We start from the raw sequence: 19,066 nt of genomic DNA, 5'->3' as shown, positions 1-19,066 counted from the left end.
ATGGCACGTGGATCGTCACGGCGTGCCCGCCGACGCCGTCGCTGGCGACGTAGCGGTCAAAAAACGAGTGGGTTCGGCCGCGTCCCGACTATCCGCTCGACAGCGCCGAGTCGATGACGTTGGTGTACGAGGACTCGCCGATGTTGAAGCTGATCTGGTCGTACACCTCGCCGTCGAACGTGTCCTCGAACACGTTGCTGAAGCGGTTCGAGAGCTGCTGGCCGTAGTCGTTGTTGACGTACAGCGTCGCGGCGGACTCCGCCCCGAGCCGCTCGGAGGCGACCTGGGCCATCACGCGGCCCTGCAGCTGGTCGCTCGGCGCGGTCCGGAAGATGAAGTCGTCGTCGTCGAGGTTCGTCACCGACAGCGCGGTGCTGGACGGCGAGCAGCCGACGACCTCGTTCGGGATGAGCGACTCCTGGCACACCGGGACGTTCACGCCGGAGGACGCGGTGCCGTTGACGCCGGGCACGCCGCCGCTGATGAGCGACCCCGCGCCGCTGACACCCTGGTCCGGCGAGGTGTTGGTGTCCTCGAACTGGACGTTCACTTCGAGGTCCAGGTCGGAGTTGTTCACCTGCATCGCCGGGATCTCGGAGGCGTTGATCATCGGGCCGCCGGTCGACGCCAGGTCACCGGTCTCGGGGAGCAACACGCCCAGTTCGATGGTGCGGCCCGTGCCGCCGGGCGACTCGTCGGCCGAGGGACCGGCCCCATCGGGGTTCTCGCCCTCGAAGTTCTGGGTCTCCTGGACGTCGACCGAGTCGGCGTCCTGTCCCGCGAACTCCCAGATCTGGTAGGCCGCGGAGGCGGGGTCGCCGTTCTGGTCGAAGTTCACGGCGCTGGACGCGCCCTGGTAGTTGACGTTCTCGCCGTTGGCGGCCGCCTCGACCGCGGAGACGAACTCCTCGGGGCCGTAGGTGTCGCCCTCGGGGTTGGCCATCCGGCGCATCTGGTCGCGGACCGCCGGGCCGCTGTTCTCGCCGGCCGCGGCGTTGGCGAGGATGAGGATCGCACTGGAGTCGTAGGACTGCGACGTGAACACGCCGGGGGACTCGCCGTACTCGTCCTCGTAGAGCGAGGTGAACGCTTCCTGGTTCGGGCCGCCGGCCGCCGGGGCCGTGCCGGTGACGTTGCTCATCTCGTTGCCGACCTGCCCCGGCAGCGCCGGGTCCTGCAGGCCGTCCGGGATGAGGATGTCCTCGGAACCGTCGGACGCACTGTAGTAGTCACGGAACAACTGGATCCCGCTTTCGGGGTAACCGATGACGGTCAGCAGGTCGGGGCCGCTGCCGCCCCCGTCGCCGCCGTCATCGCTTCCGATACAGCCGGCGACGCCGACCGTTCCAGCAACTCCGACACCCTTTAACACGTCACGCCGTCTCATGCGGTATGACATGTGTACCCGTATAGGGTCATCTGTTATAAGTATATCCCTACGTCGTTCAACGATCCGGGAGATAAATGATCATAGTTGGCGTATTTCGCGTATCGATTAAAACTCCAAATCTCTGGATCCAGCCCGTGAGGACCGGTCTGACGCCCTTCGACGGGGGTCGTCGGCCGCGACGCGGCGCGCGCGAACCCGCCGTGGCCGCGGGGTATCGGCGACGCGGCGGGCGCGCACGGGGCGGCCGCGCCGGGTCGGGTTAGACTTCCCGACACTCGGCGCAGACGAGCTGGCCGTTGAACTCCCGGAGCGTGTCGGCGAGCGCGCCACAGGCCTCACAGACGCCCTGATCGGAGTAGCCGCCGTTCGGTTCCGCCCGGACCCGGTCGTCGCGCTGGGCCCCCTCGACCGTGGCGGCCGCGACCGGGTCCGCGTCGTGGGGCGCGGCCGGGGCAGACTCGGGCGCGGAGCCAGTAGCGGCGGCCGCGATGACGTCGCGCTCGCTCAGCACGCCCACGACTTCGCCGTCGTCGGTCACGACCAGCCGCCGGACCCGCTCGCTCGACATCTTCCCGGTCGCAGTCTGAAGGCTCTCGTCGGCGGCGACGGTGAGAACCGGCTCCGACATCACCGAGGCGACGGTCGTCTCCGCGGGGTCCGCCTCGTCGGCGACGACACCGAGCACGTCCCACTCGGTCAGCATCCCGACCGGGTCGCTGCCGCGGAGCACGACGACGCTGCCGGCCTCCTCCTCGCGCATCAGCCGCACCGCCCCGAGGACCGTGTCGGACTCGCTGACGCCGACGTACTCCCTGGTCATCACGTCTCTGATCGTCACGCTTTCCATGTGCGAAACGTTGCCACGGCGTGTCTAAAATCTACCCCCGCTATCTTTAAGCGAACACGCGTCGAAGTACCGAGATCGGACAACCCTCCGGCGGTTAGTGCGCGACGGCGTCGGCGCTCGGCGGCGCGAGATCGGTCGAAAACGGGGCCGCGTTACGCGGGCTTGTGCTCGGGGTCCTCGCCCTGCGGGTGGTACTCCCAGAAGCCGCCCTCGCGCATCGCGCGGCCGACGCCCTTGTGGAACGAGACGATGTCCTCGAACTCGTCCTCGCGGACGTGTTCGAACACGTCGGCGACGCTGACGATGCGGCGGTGGTTGAGCCGGAGCGGCTCGTCGCCATGTTCCGCGACGAACTCGTCGACGTCGAGCGGGAAGCCCTCGTCCTCGTCCAGTTTCTTGGCGAGGATCGCCATCCCGTACTTCCGCATCCCTTCGCTGCCCTCGTCGCCGTCGGGGTCGTGGGGCCAGTCCATGCGGGGACCTGCGGACGGGCGGCGCAAAAGGATTTCCATACCGTCGATCCCACAGGGGTCTGGCCCCACACGGCGTTTGCTCTCGCTATGTACCGGGATCGCCCACCGGTACCGGCGCTCACCGGCACTCGGCGAGAGCGAACGCTCTCAGTCGTCCGAGGCGGCGGTCCGGCCGAGGACCTCCTCGCGGTGTTCGTCGAGCAGCGGCGCGCGGTCGCCGGGCTCCGGCGGCGTCCCGGTCATCTTGATCGGCGTGCCGGCGACGGTGACGCGCCGGTCGGCGCCGGGCTGGTCGACCTCGACCAGCATCTCCCGCTCGCGGAGGTGCGGGTCGTCGAAGATGTCCGCGGTGTTTTGCACCGGCGCGACGGGCAGTCCGTCGAGCGCGGCGACGGCCTCGTCGGTCGTCCGGTCGGCGGTCCACGCGGCGATGGTCTCCCGGAGCGACTCGCGGTTCCGCAGGCGGCTCCCCGGGTCGGGGTAGTCGGCCGCCAGGTCCGGGCGGTCCATCGCCTCGCACAGCGCCGTCCAGTGGTTGTTCCCGAACGCCGCGACGACGACGTGGCCGTCCCTGGTCTCGAAGGCGTCGTAGGGAAACAGCGTCGGGTGGGAGTTCCCCCGTCGCGTCGGCGGGTCGCCGGTGTAGGAGTGCTGGTACACCGTCCGCTCGCACAGCGAGACGATGGCGTCGTACATGCCGGTGTCGACGAACTGCCCCTCGCCGGTTCGCTCGCGGTGGTGGACCGCCGCGAGGATCCCCACGGCGTTCAGCGCGGCGGTGAACAGGTCGCCGATCCCGGGGCCGACCTTCGTCGGCGGGCCGTCGGCCTGCCCGGTGATCTCCATGACGCCGCCCAGCGCCTGCGCGACGAGATCGAACGAGGGCTGGCCCTGCCGGTCGGTCGCGCCGGTTCGCGGGTCGCCGAAGCCCCGGATCGCGCTGTACACCAGTTCGGGGTTGCGCTCCCGGAGCGTCTCGTAGCCCAGGTCGAACGACTCCATCGTGCCGGCGCGGTAGTTCTCGACGACGACGTCGGCGCGCTCGACGAGGTCGAGGAACGCCTCGCGGTCGCGCCCGTCCCCGAGGTCGAGTTCGAGGCTCCGCTTGCCGCGGTTGACGCTCTGGAAGTACCCGCCGTACGCCTCGGCCTCCGGGTCCTCGGCGAACGGCGGGTTCGACCGGATGAGGTCGCCGCCGGGCCGTTCGACCTTTACCACGTCCGCGCCCATGTCCGCGAGCAGCATCGTACAGTACGGGCCGGCGAGCACCTGCGTCAGGTCGAGCACGCGCAGGTCGTCGAGGGCTCCCATGCGACTCCCTGGGTCGACCCGGCGGAAAAACCTTGGCTATAGTTCGTGATGAATGTGGTTAGTGCCCACATACATGTGAAAAGACCATTAAGGAGTATTATCATGAAAGACCATTAGGTTTAATGCCCCGGTCCGGGTCCGTGGTGGTACCGATGGCCCAGACAGTCATCCTCGGCGTTATCGGGTCCGATGCCCACGTCGTGGGCATCACGATCCTCGAACAGACGTTCGAAGCGGCCGGCTTCGACGTCGTCAACCTCGGCGTCCAGACCTCCCAGGAGGAGTTCGCGAGCGCAGCCGCGTCCCACGACGCCGAGGCCGTACTGGTCTCCTCGCTGTACGGCCACGCCGAGCAGGACTGCCAGGGGTTCCACGAGACGCTCGCCGGGCACGAGACCGACGCGGTCACCTACATCGGCGGCAACCTCGCGGTCGGGCAAAACGACTTCGCCGAGACCCGCGAGCGGTTCCGCCGGCTCGGCTTCGACCGCGTCTTCGACTCCGAGACCGACCCCGAGGAGGCAGTCGCCGCCCTCCGACAGGACCTCGGGATCCACAGCACGGAGCCGGACGAACGGGTTCGGGCGTAGCGACGCATGATACGCGACGAACGCCTTCCCCCCGAGGAGTTGCGACGCATCGACGAGTCCGTCCGGGGCGACTGGCCCACCGGCGAGGACGTCGACTTCGACGAGGCGGTGGCGTACCACGAGTCGCTTCCCGACGGCAAGCGGTTCGCCCGCGTGCTGGAGACGGCGGACCGACCGCTGCTTCAGCCCCGGGCCGGCGTCCCGCGGCTGGACGACCAGATCGACCTGCTCCGCCACCTGGAACGCGACGGCCTCGCGGACCTGCTGCCGACGACCATCGACTCGTACACGCGCGACAACGAGTACGCGAAGGCCCGCGAGGGCCTCGCGGAGTCCCGCGAGACCGGCGAGGACGCGCTCAACGGCTTCCCGGCCGTCAACCACGGCGTCGACGGCTGCCGGACGCTGATCGAGGCGCTCGACCGGCCGATAGAGGTCCGCCACGGGACGCCCGACGCGCGCCTGCTGGCGGCGGTCACGTTCGCCGGCGGGTTCCAGAGCTTCGAGGGCGGGCCGATATCCTACAACATCCCCTACACGAAGGAGGACGACCTCGAAACGACGATCGAACACTGGCAGTACGTCGACCGCCTCGCCGGCGCGTACACCGACCGCGGCGTCCGGATCAACCGCGAGCCGTTCGGGCCGCTGACCGGGACGCTCGTCCCGCCCTGCATCGCCATCGCGGTGATGGTCGTGGAGGGGCTGCTCGCGGCCACGCAGGGCGTCCGCTCGCTGACGCTCGGCTACGGGCAGGTCGGCAACGTCGTGCAGGACGTGGCCGCCCTGCGCGCGCTCCGGAGCCTCGGCGAGGAGTACCTCCCCGACGCGGTGACGGTGACGACCGTCTTCCACGAGTGGATGGGCGGGTTCCCGCCGGACGAGGCCCGCGCGAACGGCGTCATCGGCCTCGGCGGCGCGACCGCCGCCCTCGCGCGACCCGACAAGGTGATCACGAAGTCCCCCCAGGAGTTCCGGGGCGTCCCGACGAAGGAGGCAAACGCCGCGGGACTCCGCACCACGAGACAGCTCATCGACATGCTCATCGAGCAGGACATCGACATCGACGGCATCGCCGAGGAACGGGAGTTGATCGAACGCGCCACCCGCGACCTGCTGGACGCCGTGTATCGACGCGGCGACGGCGACGTGGCCCGCGGCGTCGTCCGCACGTTCGAATCGGGCGCCCTCGACGTCCCGTTCGCGCCCAGCGACAGCGCGGCGGGCGACGTGTTGCCCGCCCGCGACGACGACGGCCGCGTCCGGATCTTCACGTTCGCGGATCTCGCCGTCCGGGACGAGATCAAGGAGGTCCATGGCGCCCGCCTTGACGACCGGGCGCGCACCGAGGGCCGCGACCGCTCGTTCACGATGGTCGCCGACGACGTGGACGCGATAAGCGACGGCAAACTCATCGGCCGCCCCGGAGGTGGGACGGATGCGGATTGAGCGCGTCCGGGCGGTCCCCGCCGTCTCCGGCTTCTTCTTCGACGACCAGCGGGCGATCACCCGCGGCGCGACCCGGGACGGGTTCACCTACGAGGGCGACCCCGTCACGCCCGGGTTCGACCGGATCCGGGAGGCGGGCGAGGCGCTGACGGTGGACCTGGAACTGTCGGACGGCACGGTCGTCTCCGGCGACTGCGCCGCCGTCCAGTACTCCGGGGCCGGCGGCCGGGACCCGCTGTTCCGCGCCGAGCGGTACGCCGACGTCGTCGAGGGGCCGGTCGCCGACGCCCTGCGGGGCCGCGAGGCGGCCGAGTTCGCACGGAACGCCGCGGTCGTGGCGGACCTCCCGCCGGCCGAGAGCGACGGCGACCGCCTCCACACGGCGGTCCGCTACGGCGTCTCGCAGGCGCTGCTCGCCGCGGCCGCCCGGGCGCGCCGGACGACCCGAACCGACGTGCTGGCCGCTGCGCTCGACGCGACGCCCGCCGACCGGCCGGTCCCGGTGTTCGGCCAGTCGGGCGACGCGCGCCGGGAGAACGCCGAGAAGATGCTGGTCAAGGGCGTCCCGGTGCTCCCACACGGCCTGTTCAACAGCGCCGGGAAGGTCGGCGAGGACGGCGAGGGCCTCGTCGACTACCTCGACTGGCTCTCGACCCGGGCGGGCGAACTCGGCCCCGAGGGCTACTCGCCGCGGTTCCACGTCGACGTGTACGGGACGCTCGGGGACGTGTTCGGGCCGCCGTACGACCGCGCCGAGGTGGCCGACTACTTCGCCGACCTGCGCGCCGCGGCCGCGCCCTACCCCCTGCAGGTCGAGGGGCCGATGGACGCGGGCGGCCGGGCCGAGCAGATCCACGCGATGGCGGAACTGCGCGACGGCCTCGCGGCCGCCGGCGTCGGCGTGGACGTCGTCGCCGACGAGTGGTGCAACACGCTCGCCGACGTGCGGGCGTTCGTCGACGCGGGCGCGGCCGACGTGGTGCAGGTGAAGACGCCGGACCTGGGCGGCGTACAGCGGTCGGGCGAGGCCGTCCGGTACTGCGAGGGCACCGACGCGCGCGCCTACCTCGGCGGCACGTGCAACGAGACGGTCACCTCGGCCCGGGCCTGCGCGCACGTCGCGCTCGCCACCGACGCCGCGCAGGTCCTCGCGAAGCCCGGCATGGGGTTCGACGAGGGGTACATGGTCGTCACCAACGAGATGCGCCGGGCGCTGGCGCGGCGCGGCCGCGACCCCCCGGAGGTGGCCGCGGATGACTGACTGGACCGACCCGGCAACGTTCGCCGCGGCCCTCGACCGCGCGGAGACCCTGGAGAAGGGCAACCACTTCGAGGCGTTCGCGGAGGGCGACCGGATCGCCCACGACGCCGGGATCCGCCTCACCCGCCACGGCAACGACGAGTGGATGAGCCGGACGCTCAACCACGACCCCGCGTACTGGCGGACCGACGCCGCGCGGGAGCGCGGGTTCGACGAGCCGCCGGTCCACCCCGACTACCTCGTCGCCTGCACCATGGGGCCGAGCGTCGAGGACCTGAGCGAGAAGGGCGGCTACTTCCTCGGCCGCGACGACGTGACCGTCCACGACCCCGCGGTGTACCCGGGGACGGAACTCCGCGTGGAGTCGACCGTCCGGTCGACCCGCGAATCGAGTTCCCGCCCGGCGTACGGCATCGTCACGTGGGAAACGCGGGGGGTCGACGCCGAGTCCGGCGAGACGCTGCTCTCCTACGAGCGCACGAACATGGTGCCGCGCCACGAGCCGCTGGCGACCGACGGCGGCGGGGCCGACGGGGGCGGAACCGACGACGAGTCCGGGGACGGCGACGACCCGCCCGCGCTCCCCGACGACCTTATCGCGCCCGACGGGCCGGCGTTCGACGACTTCCGGCGGGCGCTCGACGCGGCGGCCGACCGCGACGCCGCCGTCGCCTACCGCCACGAGCGCGGGCGGACGATGGACGCGGAACTCGTCTCCGGGCTCCCGCTGGCGACGCTCAACACCGCGGGACAGCACCACGACGCCAACCGGATGGCCGACTCGCCGTCCGGGGGCATCGTCGCCTACGGCGACGTGACCCGTTCCGTCGCGCTCGCCCACGCGCGGTCCGACGAGCGGACCCACCGCGAACTCGGCTACGGCGACGAGCGGTTCCACACGTTCGTCGCGCCGGGCGACACGGTGTACGGGTTCACGCGCGTCCTCGACGCCGACCCGTCCGACGGGCCGCCCGGGGGCGGCCGGGTCCGCTTCCAGCACGTCGCCTTTAACCAGCGCGAGGAGCCGGTGTACTCCGGCACGCGAACCGCGCTCGTCCGCTAGCCACCCAGACCGACCCCAGACACCTACGATGACACGACTCTGCCGCACGTTCCAGACCGCACCGGCCGCCGTCCCGAAGGAGAACTCGGCGAAGTACCTCGACTCCGCGCTGTCCGCCGAGGGGTTCGAGGCCCCCGACTGGCTGGTCCCCGACCTGGAGGACGGAACCGCGCCGGACCGCAAGGAGGAGGCCCTGGAGAACGCCGTCGACCGGCTCTCCGGCGGCACCGACTTCGCCGGCGAGGTCTGGCCCCGCGTGCAGTGGGGCTACGACAGTCAGCGCGACCGGGAGCGGGGCCGCGAGGAGATCCGAACGCTCGTTCGCGAGGCCGGCGACGCCCTCGACGGCGTCGTCGTCCCGAAGGTCGGCCGCGTCGCCGACGTCGAGCGCGCGGCCGAGGCCGTCGCGGAGGCCGAGCGGGCGTCCGGCCGCCCGGACGGGTCGGTCGCACTGGCCGTCATCGTCGAGACGGCGCGGGCGAAGTCCGACCTCCGCGAGATCGCACGGTTCGGTGCGGACTCGCGGCTGACCGGCCTCGTGTTCGGGCCGGTCGACTACACCGCCGAACTGGGCGGCCGCGCTATCGACGGCGCGCGCCCGGCGTGGGACGGCCTGCTCGCGGACCTCTCGAACGAGGCCAGCGCGAACGACCTCGTCGCGGTCGGCGGCCCGTTCGACGACCTGTTCCGGGAGCGCGCGGGGGTCCGCTTCTACAACGGCGACGCCTACGCCGATCAGGTCGAGCGCGAGGCGAAACTCGGGCTCGACGGGAGCTGGTCGCTGTACCCGAAACAGACCGCGCAGGCCAACCGGATCCACATGCCGACCGCGGAGGAACTCCGGCGCGACGTGGGGAAGATAGAGCGGTTCGAGGCGGCGAAGTCCGAGGGAACCGGGGCGGTCACGCTGGATGGGCAGATGGTCGACGAGGCGACGTTCAGGAACTTCGCGAACACCGTCCGGACCGTCCGTAGGATAGACGCCGCGCGGCCGGAACAGACCGCGGCGGCCTACGACGCGGACCTGCTGGAGCGCGCGCTGGCGCTCGACCCGTCGTGGTAGCGCGGCCCCGTCAGGACTCCCCGACGAGGTCGTCCACGTCCTCCAGTTCCTCGTGGTCGTCGACGGCCGCCTGCAGGTCGTCGTACAGCGAGTCTGCGAGGACGGTGAGCATCTCGAAGCGGTCGCTGTCGGCGAGTCCCTCCTCGGATTTCTCCTCGCGGAGCACGTCGATCTTCGACCGCAGGCGCAGGTACTCGTTGACCTGCGCGTCGTAGCTCGCCCGGAGCAACTGGCGGTCGACGACGGCGTTTAGCTCCTCCTCGTCGGTCGGCTTCACGATGTAGTCGTCGAACGCCATGTCGACGGCGTCCATCGTCGGCTCCAGGGCGGTCACGAGCACCACCTGACAGCCGTACCCGGCCTCGCGGATCCCCTCCAGCACGTCGTCGCCGGACATCTCCGGCATCTGGCGGTCGAGCAACACGACGTCGACGCTCTCGTCAACCGCATCGAGCGCCTCCTCGCCGCCGTACGCGCGCCGCACCTCGAACGACGGTTCGAGGTACTTCGCGTAGAGGTCCGTCACCTTCGGCTCGTCGTCCGCGACCACGACCGTCGCGTCCTCGCCAGCAGCGTTCCGACCGGGGGCCATTTCGTCCGGACGTTCGCTATGGGCGGCAATGAGGGTTCTGGTCCGGGAGGCCGGGGCGTTCGTCGCTGGCGGCCCGCCGGCACGGACTGGGCTACGGGTGGTACCGTTCGCGGTGGACCACCTGCCCCTCGCCGTCGGCCGTCAGGGTCACCACGACTTCGTCGCCGTCGGGGTCGACGCCGACCGTGGCGTGTTCGAGCGCCGACGGGGAGTCGGTCGACGCCTCGCCGCCCGCGACGGTCGACTCGGCGGCGAGCCGGTCGCCCTCGGCGTTGCCGGTGAACTCGACCCTGGCGGTCGCGTCGTAGAGGTCCGTCTCCGGGTCGTCGTCGAACGTGACCCCGTCGACCACGCGCTCGGACGGGGGGTACCCCTCGCGGTGGACCGGCCGGGACTCGCCGTCGACCGTCGCGGAGACGAGCACGGCGTCGCCCGCCGGGTCGAGGTAGACGGAGAGGTAACTCACTGGGTCGGGCGTGTCGGTCGACGTCCCGGAGAACCTGTTTTCCGCCTCCACGGAGACGCTGTCGGCGACCGGCGAATCGACGAGGTACACCCGCGCGCTGTCCTCCTCGGTGTTGAACGTGACGCGGTCGACGACCCGCGCCTCCAGTTCCGACGAGCCAGTCCCGCCGTCGCTCCCCTCGCCGGCTTCGATCCCCTGGGCGAGCACGACCCACTCGCCGTCGGACGCGACGGTCACCGACCGGAACTCGGTCGTCTCGCCGTCACCGTAGGTGACCGTCGCGTCGACCACCGCGGCCCGCCCGCCGTCGAGGACGTCGGCGACCGTGTCGCGCTCCACCTCGGACATCCGCATCAGCGGGGCGGACATGACCGCGTCGACCGTCGCCTCCGCGTCCTCCGCGACCTCGGTCTCGACGCTCTCGATTTCGCGGTCGGTCAACAGCCACTCGTCGGCGTCCTCGTCGAGGTTGTCCGGGTGGAACGGGTGGACCCTGTGGAAGTACGTCGCAACGGTCTCGGAGTCGTCGGCCTCCGCGCTGGCCTCGACGTACCCGCGGACCGTATCCTCGGGACTGCCGCTCACGCTCTCTTGGCCGTCCTGTTCGTCGGTCGTCGTCGCTTCGGTGTCCGTGTCGTCGCTGCCGCCGGACTCGTTGTCGGCGTCCGTACTGTCGTCACCGTCGTCCGAAGAACCGGTACAGCCGGCGAGCGCGGCCACGCCGACCATGGAGAGACCACTCGCAAACCGTCGTCGCGTCAAGCGGGGAACCATTGCACTCCCACGTTCGCCACCCTCCCCCTTAACCCGGGCAGCGGTGTCACTCCCGGCGCAACGCTGGGAAAGGTATTTACGCTACCGCGGGTCCGCCGCGGACGCGTCGCTCATCATATGAACGCTCGGAACGGACGCGGTGGGGCTGGGATTTGAACCACGCCCGGACGGTCGCCTCGCTTCCTCGGCGCTGCGACCGGTCTACTTCGAACCCCAGGTTGCGTTCGCCCGCGGCGCGAGGGTGCGCCGCGGTCTCACGGTGGGGCTGGGATTTGAACCCAGGAGTCCTCTCGGACACCTGCTCTCAAGGCAGGCGCAATAGGCCGCTCTGCCACCCCACCTCGCCCCCGTCTACGGCGGGGCGGGTTTAAGAACTGTCGGAACGGCACCCGCCCGACGGCGTGACTACAGCGACTCCTGTACTCTCCACAAAGCACCTTATACCGGCTGTCGTACCGCCGTGTATGTCCCCGACCTCCCGACGCACGGCGCTCCGGCTCGGCGGCGCGTCCCTCGCGGCGGCGCTGGCCGGCTGTATCGGCAACGCGGCACCCGGATCGGACGGCTCCGATGACCCCAGCGACACCGACGAGCCGCCGGAACTAGTCAACAGCGAGGTACAGCAAGCGCCGTCCGTCGGCCGGATCGGCTGGGACGGCGGCGAGACGACCGCGGACCTCGTCGTCATCGACAGCCGGGAGCGGGCCGACGCGGCGCTCGGGAGTGGTCTCTCCGACCCAGCCCGACGCTTCGTCGGCAACACCGATTTCGGGTCGTCGACGCTGCTGCTCGTGACCGCGGCGGCACCGAACGGCTGTTACCGCGAACTGACGGTGAACGAGGTCGCGCTCGCCGACGGCGCGGTGACGGCCGACGCTCAGGCGGCCACCGAGGGCGACGAGAACACGATGTGCACGCAGGCGATCACCTACCCGAGCGCGCTGATCCGTGCGACGTTCGACGGCGACCCCGTCACCGAGGCCCGCGTCGCGGTGACCGACGGCTGGGGCGAGACGACCGAACTGTCGGCGACGGCCCAGGACCCGCTCGCGCCGGACCTCGAATCGCTGCCCGGACACGTCCGGCCGGACGGCGAACCCGAGACGGTCCCCGCGGCGCTGTCCTGCGAGAACGACGACTTCGCGCGGCACGGCACCGGGTTCGAGGAGGGCGAACTGTCGTGGGGCGAGGCGACCGACGACCGCGGCGAGCCGACGTTCGCGCTCCGCGTCGACGAACTCGCGGCCGACCCCGGCGACGAGGTGGTCGTCACGCTGACCAACGTCAGCGAGGCGGAGCGACACACCGGCAATCGCTACAAGTACAACCTGCAGGTCAGGACCGAGGCGGGCTGGCAGGACGTCCGGGGGTCGCCCGACGGGAGCCCGCTCGAGTACACCGACGAGGCGGTCAGCCACGCGCCCGGGGAGGGGTTCGAGTGGCGGCTGCCGATGAGCGCGGACGGCGTGGTCGAGGGCCACGTCAACGAGCGTAGCCTGGCGGTCTGTCCCGGCCTCCCCGCCGGGCGCTACCGGTTCGCCTTCTGGGAGCCGGCCGTCGCCGTCGCGTTCGACCTGCGCTAGTCGCGGACCACCGCGGGGCCGTCGCCGCCCTCGGCGACGCGCAGGCCCAGGTCCGCGAGGACCGTCGCGGTGTGTTCCGGGATGGCCCGCCCCGCGTGGGTCAGCGCGCGGACCGTCGAGACGACCGTCGCCAGGTCGCGTCCGGTCTCGATCACGGGCAGCATCGGCAGGTAGTCCACGTCGTGCCCGGCGTCGGCCCCGCGGGTCGTCAGCGTCTCCAGGACCGGCGGGGCGTACGCGCCCTCGAAGTCCACGGTGTCGGTGAAGCCGGCGTAGTACGCGCGGCCGGCCTCGCCGGGACCGAGGACGACCTCGTTCCGGCGGAGCTTCATCGCCGCCTCGTCGACCTTCGTCCGGTCGACCAGCGGCGCGGCGGGCGACAGCACCGCCGCGGACTGGACCCCTTCGGTCTCCAGCAGGTGCGTCACCGTGTTGCCGACGCGGGCCGCCCGCGAGGAGCCGACCTGTACCTCGAAGCGGACGTCCTCGGCGCTCCCGAGCGCGTCGACGACGGCGGCGCGGAGCTGGGCCTCGGCGCTCTCGCCGTCCCACGCCGGCAGGTCGTCGTCGGCGCGGTAGTTCACGAGCAGGTCCGCGCCGCTGCCGGCGACCGCCACGACGACGTCCTTGAACGAGGCCTCGTACAGGTCGGCCGCCTCGGCGGCCGAGAGCGGTGACGTGTCCGGGAGCCGGGGCAGCACGACGCCCTCGCGGGGCGGGTCGGCGGGGACTGCGACGACTGTCATGCCCGTGGCTCGGGCGTCCGCTCCCTTAGGTGCGCCGTTTTATGCCCCTGCGGCGAGTGGGCGGACGCATGCACCCGACCAAACCGATCGCCGGGCTCGCCGCGCTGTTGACCGCCGTCGCCGCGGTCGGCGGGCCGGTCACGTTCGTCGCCGCCGGGCCGGACACGGCGGCGCTGGCGACGGCCGCGCTGGTCGCGGTCCTCGTCGTCGCCTGGACCGCCGCCGGCCGGCGCGGGCGCGGCGGGACGCCGTACTGGTGAAAGAACTATTACGTTTCCTTGCCAACTAGTCGCATGGCGTTCCTCGAAGGTTCCAGCGTCGAGCTCGTCCCGCTCGACCCGTCCCGGGAACCACACGTTCGAGCCTACGCGCGGTCGCGGACGGACCCGGAGATGCGCACGACCGGCGCGTACGGCGGAACGGTGACCCGGGAGGCCGCGAGCGAGTGGATCGAGCGGAAACAGTCGACCGACGCCCCCAACGCCCTGTGTGCAATACGGGTCGCGGGCGACACGGTCGGCTGGGCGGGCTGCAGGGTGGACGACCTGCGGGCCCGGACCGCCACGCTCGGCTACTACGTCCTGCCGGAGGAGCAGGGCAACGGGTACGCCACCGAGGCCGCGTCGCTGCTCGTGGCATACGCCTTTCAGGAGCTGAACGCGCACAAGGTGGCCGCGGAGGTGCAGGCGGACAACCCCGCCAGCGAGCGCGTCCTGGAGAAGATCGGCTTCGAGTGTGAGGGCACCCGCCGGGACCACCACTACAAGGACGGCGACTACCGCGACATCTCGCTGTGGGGCGTGACCGAGGCCGAGTTCGACCCGGCGTAGGAAACGGGCGGAGTCGGCCGTGGCACCCCACGTCCGGCTCCGCCCCGGCGAGCTATCGGCTCCGGCGGCCCTTCGTCTGCCGGTAGTCGCTGGCCATCAGCGCCGAGAACGACTCGACGAACGACTGCGTCTGCTCGTCGGTCGCCTCGCCGGGCGGTATCATGGGGACGAGTTCGAAGCCGCGCCCGCGGATCGCCTCGCCGGCGTCGGAGACGAGGTCGAACTCGTCGGCGGGGGTCGTCGTGTACTCCGTCGACACCTCCGCCAGCGCGCGCTCCCCGACGGGCACGATGATCTCGGGGTTTATCATTCGGATCTCGGCGTTGAGATACGGTTCGCAGGTCGCTACCTCCTCGTCGGTCGGCGGGCGCTCGGGGTGGCGACAGCGCGTGAGGTACGTGAGGAAGGCGTTGTGTAGCTCCGGCTCCTCGCTGTCGGCCGGGGAGGCACACAGCCCGAGCCGCCGCAACACCGAGAGGAACGCCTCGCCGCCCGCGTCGCCGGTAAAGGGGACGCCCGTCCCGTCCGCGCCCGGGCCGGGGCGCTCGCCGACGAACGCGAAGTCCGCACCCACGTCGCCGTAGCCGTGGACGACCTGCGTGCGCGCCCCGCAGAGGCCGGGACAGTTCTCGCAGTCCTCGTCCATCCCGAACGGGTTCGCGGTGTCCTGCTGGTGTGCGTCCACGCCTCGTCCGAAGGGGTCCAGCGTAAAAACGGCCGCGGTGCGGCGCGGCGGGCCGGCGGCCGGCAGCGTCGGTCGGGGCGACTCAGCGCTCCAGCCCGCCCTGCTCCTTCACGTTCAGGATGTTGCGGACGTTGAGGTATATCTCCCGCGGGTCGGTGTCCTCGTCGGGGTCGTAGAGGTCGCTGACGCGGTAGAGGATGGCGGCGACTTGCTTGCTCTCTGAGCTGTCGCCCCGCACGTCCTCGGCGACGGCCCGCAGCGTCTCGACGCGCTCGGCGTCGGGGTCGAACTCGGACATGTCGGACGCTACGGCGGCCGTCGTTGTTAACGGCTACGCGACGGGATCGAGAAACCGGCGACGGGCGACCGGGCCGACGACGGCGGCCCGCGGTCGCTCCCACGCGAACCGCACTACTGCCGGCGGCGCTTGACGATGCCGACGTTGTTCGCCACGCGCTCGGTGATGTCGCGGAACGCCTGGCCCGTGTCGCTGTCCTCGTCCAGCACGACCGGCTCGCCCTCGTCGCCGCCGGTGCGAACTTCCGGGTCCAGCGGCACCGACCCGAGGAACGGCATGTCGTGCTCGGCGGCGAAGCGCTCGCCGCCGCCCTCGCCGAAGATGGGGTGTTCGCCGCCGCAGTCCGGGCACTTGAACGTCGCCATGTTCTCCGCGATGCCGAGCACGGGCGTGTCGTGCTTGCCGAACATCTCCAGGCCCTTCCGGGCGTCGTCCAGCGCGACCTCCTGGGGCGTCGTGACGATGACGGCCCCGGCGATGGGGACGCTCTGGAGCAGGCTGAGCTGGGTGTCGCCGGTGCCCGGCGGCAGGTCGACGATCATGTAGTCGAGGTGGCCCCACTCGACGTCCTCCCACAGCTGGGTGAGGATCTTGTGGACCATCGGGCCGCGCCAGATGACGGGGTCGTCCTCGCCGACGAGGAAGGCCATGCTCATTAGCTGCATCCCGTAGCGCTCGGGCGGGACGATGGTCTCGTCGGCGGTGGCCTGCGGGGCCTCGTCGGCGTCGACCATCCGCGGCACGTTCGGCCCGTACACGTCGGCGTCGAACAGGCCGACGCGCGCGCCCAACTGCGAGAGCCCGGCCGCGAGGTTGACGGCGACGGTGCTCTTGCCGACGCCGCCTTTCCCGCTCGCGACCGCGATGACGTTCTCGACGGTGGGGAGCACCTGCTCGTCGGTCGACAGGCCGTCGTCGACCTCGGCGGAGAGGTCGGCGTCCAGCCCCGCGTCACCGAGCACCTCCCGGACGCGGTCGGCGATGTGCGTCTCGTTGGGCGAGTACGGCGCACCGAGCGCCAGGGACACCCGCGCGGTGTCGCCCTGGACCGTCACGTCGTTGACGAGGTTCAGCGAGACGATGTCGTCGCCGAGGTCCGGGTCCTCGACCTCCCGGAGGAGGTCGAGCACGTCGTCTGCGTCCATACCCGTAGATAGGCGCGGACGCGCCGATAAGGGTTTTCGTCCCGGGACCGCCCGCCGTCGGGGGCCGGTTGCCCCGCTCCCGCCGTCGGCGACCGCCGGCTAAAATATATTTTAGCTAACATATTTCCCCGGGCGGCCCCGATCGGTTCGCATGGCACGACCCTCCGGGCCGGCGGCGGCCCACGACGGAACGGCACGGAACGCGGACGGCGACGGCGCGGGCCGGCGGACAGCCCCCGACGGGACCGTCGCAAAGACGGGGACGACCACCGTCGGCATCGCGGCGACCAACGGGGTCGCCCTCGCGGCGGACCGCCGGGCCAGCCTCGGCGGCCGGTTCGTCGCGAACAAAGGCGTCGACAAGGTCGAGCAGGTCCACCCCTCGGCGGCGATGACGCTGTCGGGGTCCGTCGGCGACGCGCAGGCGGTCGTCCGACAGCTCCGCTCCGAGGCGAGCCTCTACGAGGCGCGTCGCGGGCGGCCGCTGTCGATGGACGCGCTGGCGCGGGTCGCGGGCGACCTGCTCCGCGGCGCGCCGGTGACGCCCGTCCTCGGCGGCGTCGACGGCGACGGGACGCACGTGTACGACCTCGACGGCGGCGGCGGGGTGATGGCCGACGACTACGCCGCGACGGGCAGCGGGATGCAGGTCGCCTACGGCGTCCTCGAGCGGCAGTACGAGCCGGACGCCGACCTCGACGGAGCCGTCGCGGCCGCCGCCGACGCGGTCGCCGCGGCCAGCGAGCGCGACACGGCCAGCGGCAACGGCGTCCTGGTCGCGCGCGTCACGGCGGACGGCGTGGCGTTCGAGACCCACGACGACCCGACGGAGGTGGCGTAGATGCAGGGCCACGACCAGACGGCCTACGACCGCGGCGTCACGGTGTTCTCGCCCGACGGCCGGCTCTACCAGGTCGAGTACGCCCGCGAGGCGGTGACGCGGGGCCACCCCACGGTCGGCGTCCGGTACGCCGACGGCGTCGCCCTCGCGGCCGACGGGCGGCGGCGGTCGTCGCTCCAGGTGGCCGACAGCGTCGAGAAACTGCACGCGGTCGACGACCACCTCGGGGTCGCGACCGCGGGTCACGTGGCCGACGCCCGGCGGCTGGTGGACCTGGCCCGCGTGACCGCACAGCGCGAGCGCCTGCGCTACGGCGAGCCGATGCCCGTCGAGGCGCTGGCCAAGTCGCTTGCCGACGCAGTGCAGGAGACGACCCAGACCGGCGGGGCGCGCCCGTTCGGCGTGGCGCTGCTGGTCGCCGGCGTCGACCGCGACGGCCCGGCGCTGTACGAGGTCGACCCCTCGGGCACGCCGACCGCATGGCGGGCCGTCGCGGTCGGGGGCGACGGCGGACTCCTCGATCACCTGGAGGGGACGTACGAACCGGGCCTCGACGAGTCCGCGGCCGTCGACCGCGCGCTCGACGCGCTCCGGGCGGACGCGGACGACGAACTCGCCGACGGGGAGGCGGACGTGGCGGTGATCGACGGCGAGGGTTACCGGAACGCGAGTCGCGACGACGGGTGAAACAGTCGGGCGGCGTGGTCAGGCGGAGGCGCTCCCGGCGTCGTCCTCGACGGCCGACGCGTCGGACCCCTCGACGCCGGTCTCGTCGGTTCCCTCGGCGTCCGCCCCCTCGGCCCGGTCCCGCACGTCCGCGCGCCGGTGCTCCACGACGGTCGCGTCGCGGGCGACGAACAGGGCGAGTTCCTCGCCGTCGAGCCGCGTCGCCACCCGGACGCACCAGGGGTCCTCGGAGACGACGCGCTCGCGCCACTCGTCGCCGACGTTCCACAGCGGGCGGTCCCGCACGTCGCACGCGTGGTCGTGGTAGAAGGCGACGACCGCCGGGTGGGACAGCGTCGTCAGCGTCACCGGACAGCGGAGCCGCGCGCCGCAGGCCGCGCAGGTGAACGTCGCGACGGCCGGCCCCGGGTCGCCGGCCGCCTCGGTCTCGGCCTCGACCGCACCGCCACACTCGGGACAGACGCCAGCGGAGAACTCGGCGATGCGGTGGCGGTGGTGGACGTCGAACGCCCGCGGCAGGTCGTCCCCGTGCGTGTCGTGGCCGCTCGGTGGGAACGGAAGCTCCAGCACCGCCCGGCCGCAGGCGTCGCAGGCGACGGTCGTCACGTTGTCCGCGACGGTCGCGGCCAGCGCGGCGTCGCCGCAGAACGGGCAGTCGTCGTCGAGGGCGACCGGGTCGCTGTCGACGCTCTCGGTGTACGTGCCCGCCGCCACGGCGCGGGCGACGCGGCGGCCGGCGTCGGTGAGTTCGTAGGCCTCGTCGACTTTCCGGACGTAGCGGTCGGTCAGCTGCCGGAGGTGGTACGCGAAGCCGGCGGTGGTGTCGACCGCCGTCGCCTCGAACAGCTCCGAGAACGAGCGCCGGGTCGGCCGCCCGTCGTCGTCGACGAGCGCCCGCAGCACCCGCAGCCGCGGCTCGCTCCCGAGCGTCTCGAACGCGGCGTCGGCATCGGCGGGGTCGGCCATGTGGCC

General features: G+C 71.8%; 21 protein-coding genes and 1 tRNA gene. 10 read left to right on the top strand and 12 right to left on the bottom strand.

Features of this window, described 5'->3' with window-relative positions:
* Nucleotides 1-88: 88 nt before the first annotated feature.
* The 4 genes from EYW40_RS15425 to mct all read right to left on the bottom strand — a co-directional run bounded on the left by EYW40_RS15425 (nt 89) and on the right by mct (nt 4,021).
* Entirely contained in the window at nt 89-1,399 is a 1,311-nt protein-coding gene (locus tag EYW40_RS15425; RefSeq protein WP_135822552.1) for an ABC transporter substrate-binding protein, read from the bottom strand.
* A 250-nt stretch (nt 1,400-1,649) separates the two neighbouring features.
* The gene (locus tag EYW40_RS15420) at nt 1,650-2,237 is read right to left on the bottom strand and encodes a CBS domain-containing protein (protein ID WP_135822551.1); all 588 of its coding nucleotides are present in this window, start codon (nt 2,235-2,237) and stop codon (nt 1,650-1,652) included.
* A gap of 152 nt (nt 2,238-2,389) precedes the next feature.
* The gene (locus EYW40_RS15415; RefSeq protein WP_135822550.1) at nt 2,390-2,710 is read right to left on the bottom strand and encodes a DUF5785 family protein; all 321 of its coding nucleotides are present in this window, start codon (nt 2,708-2,710) and stop codon (nt 2,390-2,392) included.
* A gap of 147 nt (nt 2,711-2,857) precedes the next feature.
* Entirely contained in the window at nt 2,858-4,021 is a 1,164-nt protein-coding gene (gene mct, locus EYW40_RS15410; protein WP_135822549.1) for a succinyl-CoA:mesaconate CoA-transferase, read from the bottom strand.
* A 152-nt stretch (nt 4,022-4,173) separates the two neighbouring features.
* Between mct and glmS the strand changes: the two genes are divergently transcribed.
* The 5 genes from glmS to citE are packed head-to-tail and all read left to right on the top strand — an operon-like array spanning nt 4,174 to nt 9,447.
* Complete coding sequence (gene glmS / locus EYW40_RS15405) at nt 4,174-4,611, top strand: methylaspartate mutase subunit S (RefSeq protein ID WP_135822548.1); 438 nt, start codon at nt 4,174-4,176, stop codon at nt 4,609-4,611.
* Nucleotides 4,612-4,617: 6 nt separating this feature from the next.
* Nucleotides 4,618-6,060: a methylaspartate mutase subunit E gene (locus EYW40_RS15400; protein ID WP_135822547.1), complete on the top strand. Its 1,443-nt coding sequence runs from the start codon at nt 4,618-4,620 to the stop codon at nt 6,058-6,060.
* On the top strand, nt 6,050-7,321 hold the full coding sequence (locus EYW40_RS15395; RefSeq protein WP_135822546.1) for a methylaspartate ammonia-lyase: 1,272 nt from the start codon (nt 6,050-6,052) through the stop codon (nt 7,319-7,321). The genes EYW40_RS15400 and EYW40_RS15395 overlap by 11 nt, the downstream gene beginning before the upstream one ends.
* Entirely contained in the window at nt 7,314-8,384 is a 1,071-nt protein-coding gene (gene mch, locus EYW40_RS15390; RefSeq protein WP_135822545.1) for a 2-methylfumaryl-CoA hydratase, read from the top strand. Before EYW40_RS15395 ends, mch begins: the two co-directional genes overlap by 8 nt.
* A gap of 28 nt (nt 8,385-8,412) precedes the next feature.
* Complete coding sequence (citE, locus tag EYW40_RS15385; protein WP_135822544.1) at nt 8,413-9,447, top strand: L-malyl-CoA/beta-methylmalyl-CoA lyase; 1,035 nt, start codon at nt 8,413-8,415, stop codon at nt 9,445-9,447.
* Nucleotides 9,448-9,457: 10 nt separating this feature from the next.
* On the opposite strand, the gene EYW40_RS15380 is transcribed toward citE, so the two are convergent.
* The 3 genes from EYW40_RS15380 to EYW40_RS15370 all read right to left on the bottom strand — a co-directional run bounded on the left by EYW40_RS15380 (nt 9,458) and on the right by EYW40_RS15370 (nt 11,620).
* The gene (locus EYW40_RS15380) at nt 9,458-10,039 is read right to left on the bottom strand and encodes a response regulator (RefSeq protein ID WP_135822543.1); all 582 of its coding nucleotides are present in this window, start codon (nt 10,037-10,039) and stop codon (nt 9,458-9,460) included.
* 91 nt (nt 10,040-10,130) lie between these two features.
* Complete coding sequence (locus EYW40_RS15375) at nt 10,131-11,234, bottom strand: hypothetical protein (RefSeq protein WP_135822542.1); 1,104 nt, start codon at nt 11,232-11,234, stop codon at nt 10,131-10,133.
* 302 nt (nt 11,235-11,536) lie between these two features.
* Nucleotides 11,537-11,620: transfer RNA gene (locus tag EYW40_RS15370), tRNA-Ser, on the bottom strand.
* Nucleotides 11,621-11,743: 123 nt separating this feature from the next.
* Between EYW40_RS15370 and EYW40_RS15365 the strand changes: the two genes are divergently transcribed.
* Nucleotides 11,744-12,862: a hypothetical protein gene (locus tag EYW40_RS15365; RefSeq protein ID WP_135822541.1), complete on the top strand. Its 1,119-nt coding sequence runs from the start codon at nt 11,744-11,746 to the stop codon at nt 12,860-12,862.
* Here the strand turns inward: EYW40_RS15365 and EYW40_RS15360 are convergent.
* A complete protein-coding gene (locus EYW40_RS15360; protein ID WP_135822540.1) occupies nt 12,859-13,608 on the bottom strand; it encodes a hypothetical protein in 750 nt (249 codons plus the stop codon). The genes EYW40_RS15365 and EYW40_RS15360 overlap by 4 nt on opposite strands.
* Before the next feature lie 68 nt (nt 13,609-13,676).
* Here EYW40_RS15360 and EYW40_RS15355 point away from each other — a divergent pair, with 68 nt between their 5' ends.
* On the top strand, nt 13,677-13,868 hold the full coding sequence (locus EYW40_RS15355) for a hypothetical protein (protein ID WP_135822539.1): 192 nt from the start codon (nt 13,677-13,679) through the stop codon (nt 13,866-13,868).
* 33 nt (nt 13,869-13,901) lie between these two features.
* Nucleotides 13,902-14,438 carry a GNAT family N-acetyltransferase gene (locus EYW40_RS15350; protein WP_135822538.1) on the top strand — a complete coding sequence of 179 codons (537 nt, stop codon included), beginning with the start codon at nt 13,902-13,904 and terminating at the stop codon, nt 14,436-14,438.
* 52 nt (nt 14,439-14,490) lie between these two features.
* On the opposite strand, the gene EYW40_RS15345 is transcribed toward EYW40_RS15350, so the two are convergent.
* The 3 genes from EYW40_RS15345 to EYW40_RS15335 form a co-directional block, all read right to left on the bottom strand.
* On the bottom strand, nt 14,491-15,123 hold the full coding sequence (locus EYW40_RS15345) for a uracil-DNA glycosylase (protein WP_135822537.1): 633 nt from the start codon (nt 15,121-15,123) through the stop codon (nt 14,491-14,493).
* A gap of 82 nt (nt 15,124-15,205) precedes the next feature.
* Nucleotides 15,206-15,421, bottom strand: coding sequence for a DUF7976 family protein (locus EYW40_RS15340; protein ID WP_135822536.1), 216 nt, complete (start codon nt 15,419-15,421; stop codon nt 15,206-15,208).
* 113 nt (nt 15,422-15,534) lie between these two features.
* Nucleotides 15,535-16,566 carry an Mrp/NBP35 family ATP-binding protein gene (locus tag EYW40_RS15335; RefSeq protein ID WP_135822535.1) on the bottom strand — a complete coding sequence of 344 codons (1,032 nt, stop codon included), beginning with the start codon at nt 16,564-16,566 and terminating at the stop codon, nt 15,535-15,537.
* 151 nt (nt 16,567-16,717) lie between these two features.
* On the opposite strand from EYW40_RS15335, the gene EYW40_RS15330 reads away from it, so the two are divergent.
* Nucleotides 16,718-17,407: an Ntn hydrolase family protein gene (locus EYW40_RS15330; protein WP_135822534.1), complete on the top strand. Its 690-nt coding sequence runs from the start codon at nt 16,718-16,720 to the stop codon at nt 17,405-17,407.
* The gene (locus tag EYW40_RS15325; protein ID WP_135822533.1) at nt 17,408-18,094 is read left to right on the top strand and encodes an archaeal proteasome endopeptidase complex subunit alpha; all 687 of its coding nucleotides are present in this window, start codon (nt 17,408-17,410) and stop codon (nt 18,092-18,094) included. It abuts the gene before it with no gap.
* Between the two features lie 18 nt (nt 18,095-18,112).
* Here EYW40_RS15325 and EYW40_RS15320 read toward each other — a convergent pair whose 3' ends face one another.
* Nucleotides 18,113-19,060: a DUF7351 domain-containing protein gene (locus EYW40_RS15320; RefSeq protein ID WP_135822532.1), complete on the bottom strand. Its 948-nt coding sequence runs from the start codon at nt 19,058-19,060 to the stop codon at nt 18,113-18,115.
* Between the last annotated feature and the right edge of the window lie 6 nt (nt 19,061-19,066).

Source organism: Halostella litorea (genome assembly GCF_004785955.1).
GTDB classification, from domain to species: Archaea; Halobacteriota; Halobacteria; order Halobacteriales; family Natronoarchaeaceae; genus Halostella; species Halostella litorea.
This window is presented reverse-complemented; position numbering and strand designations above follow the sequence as displayed.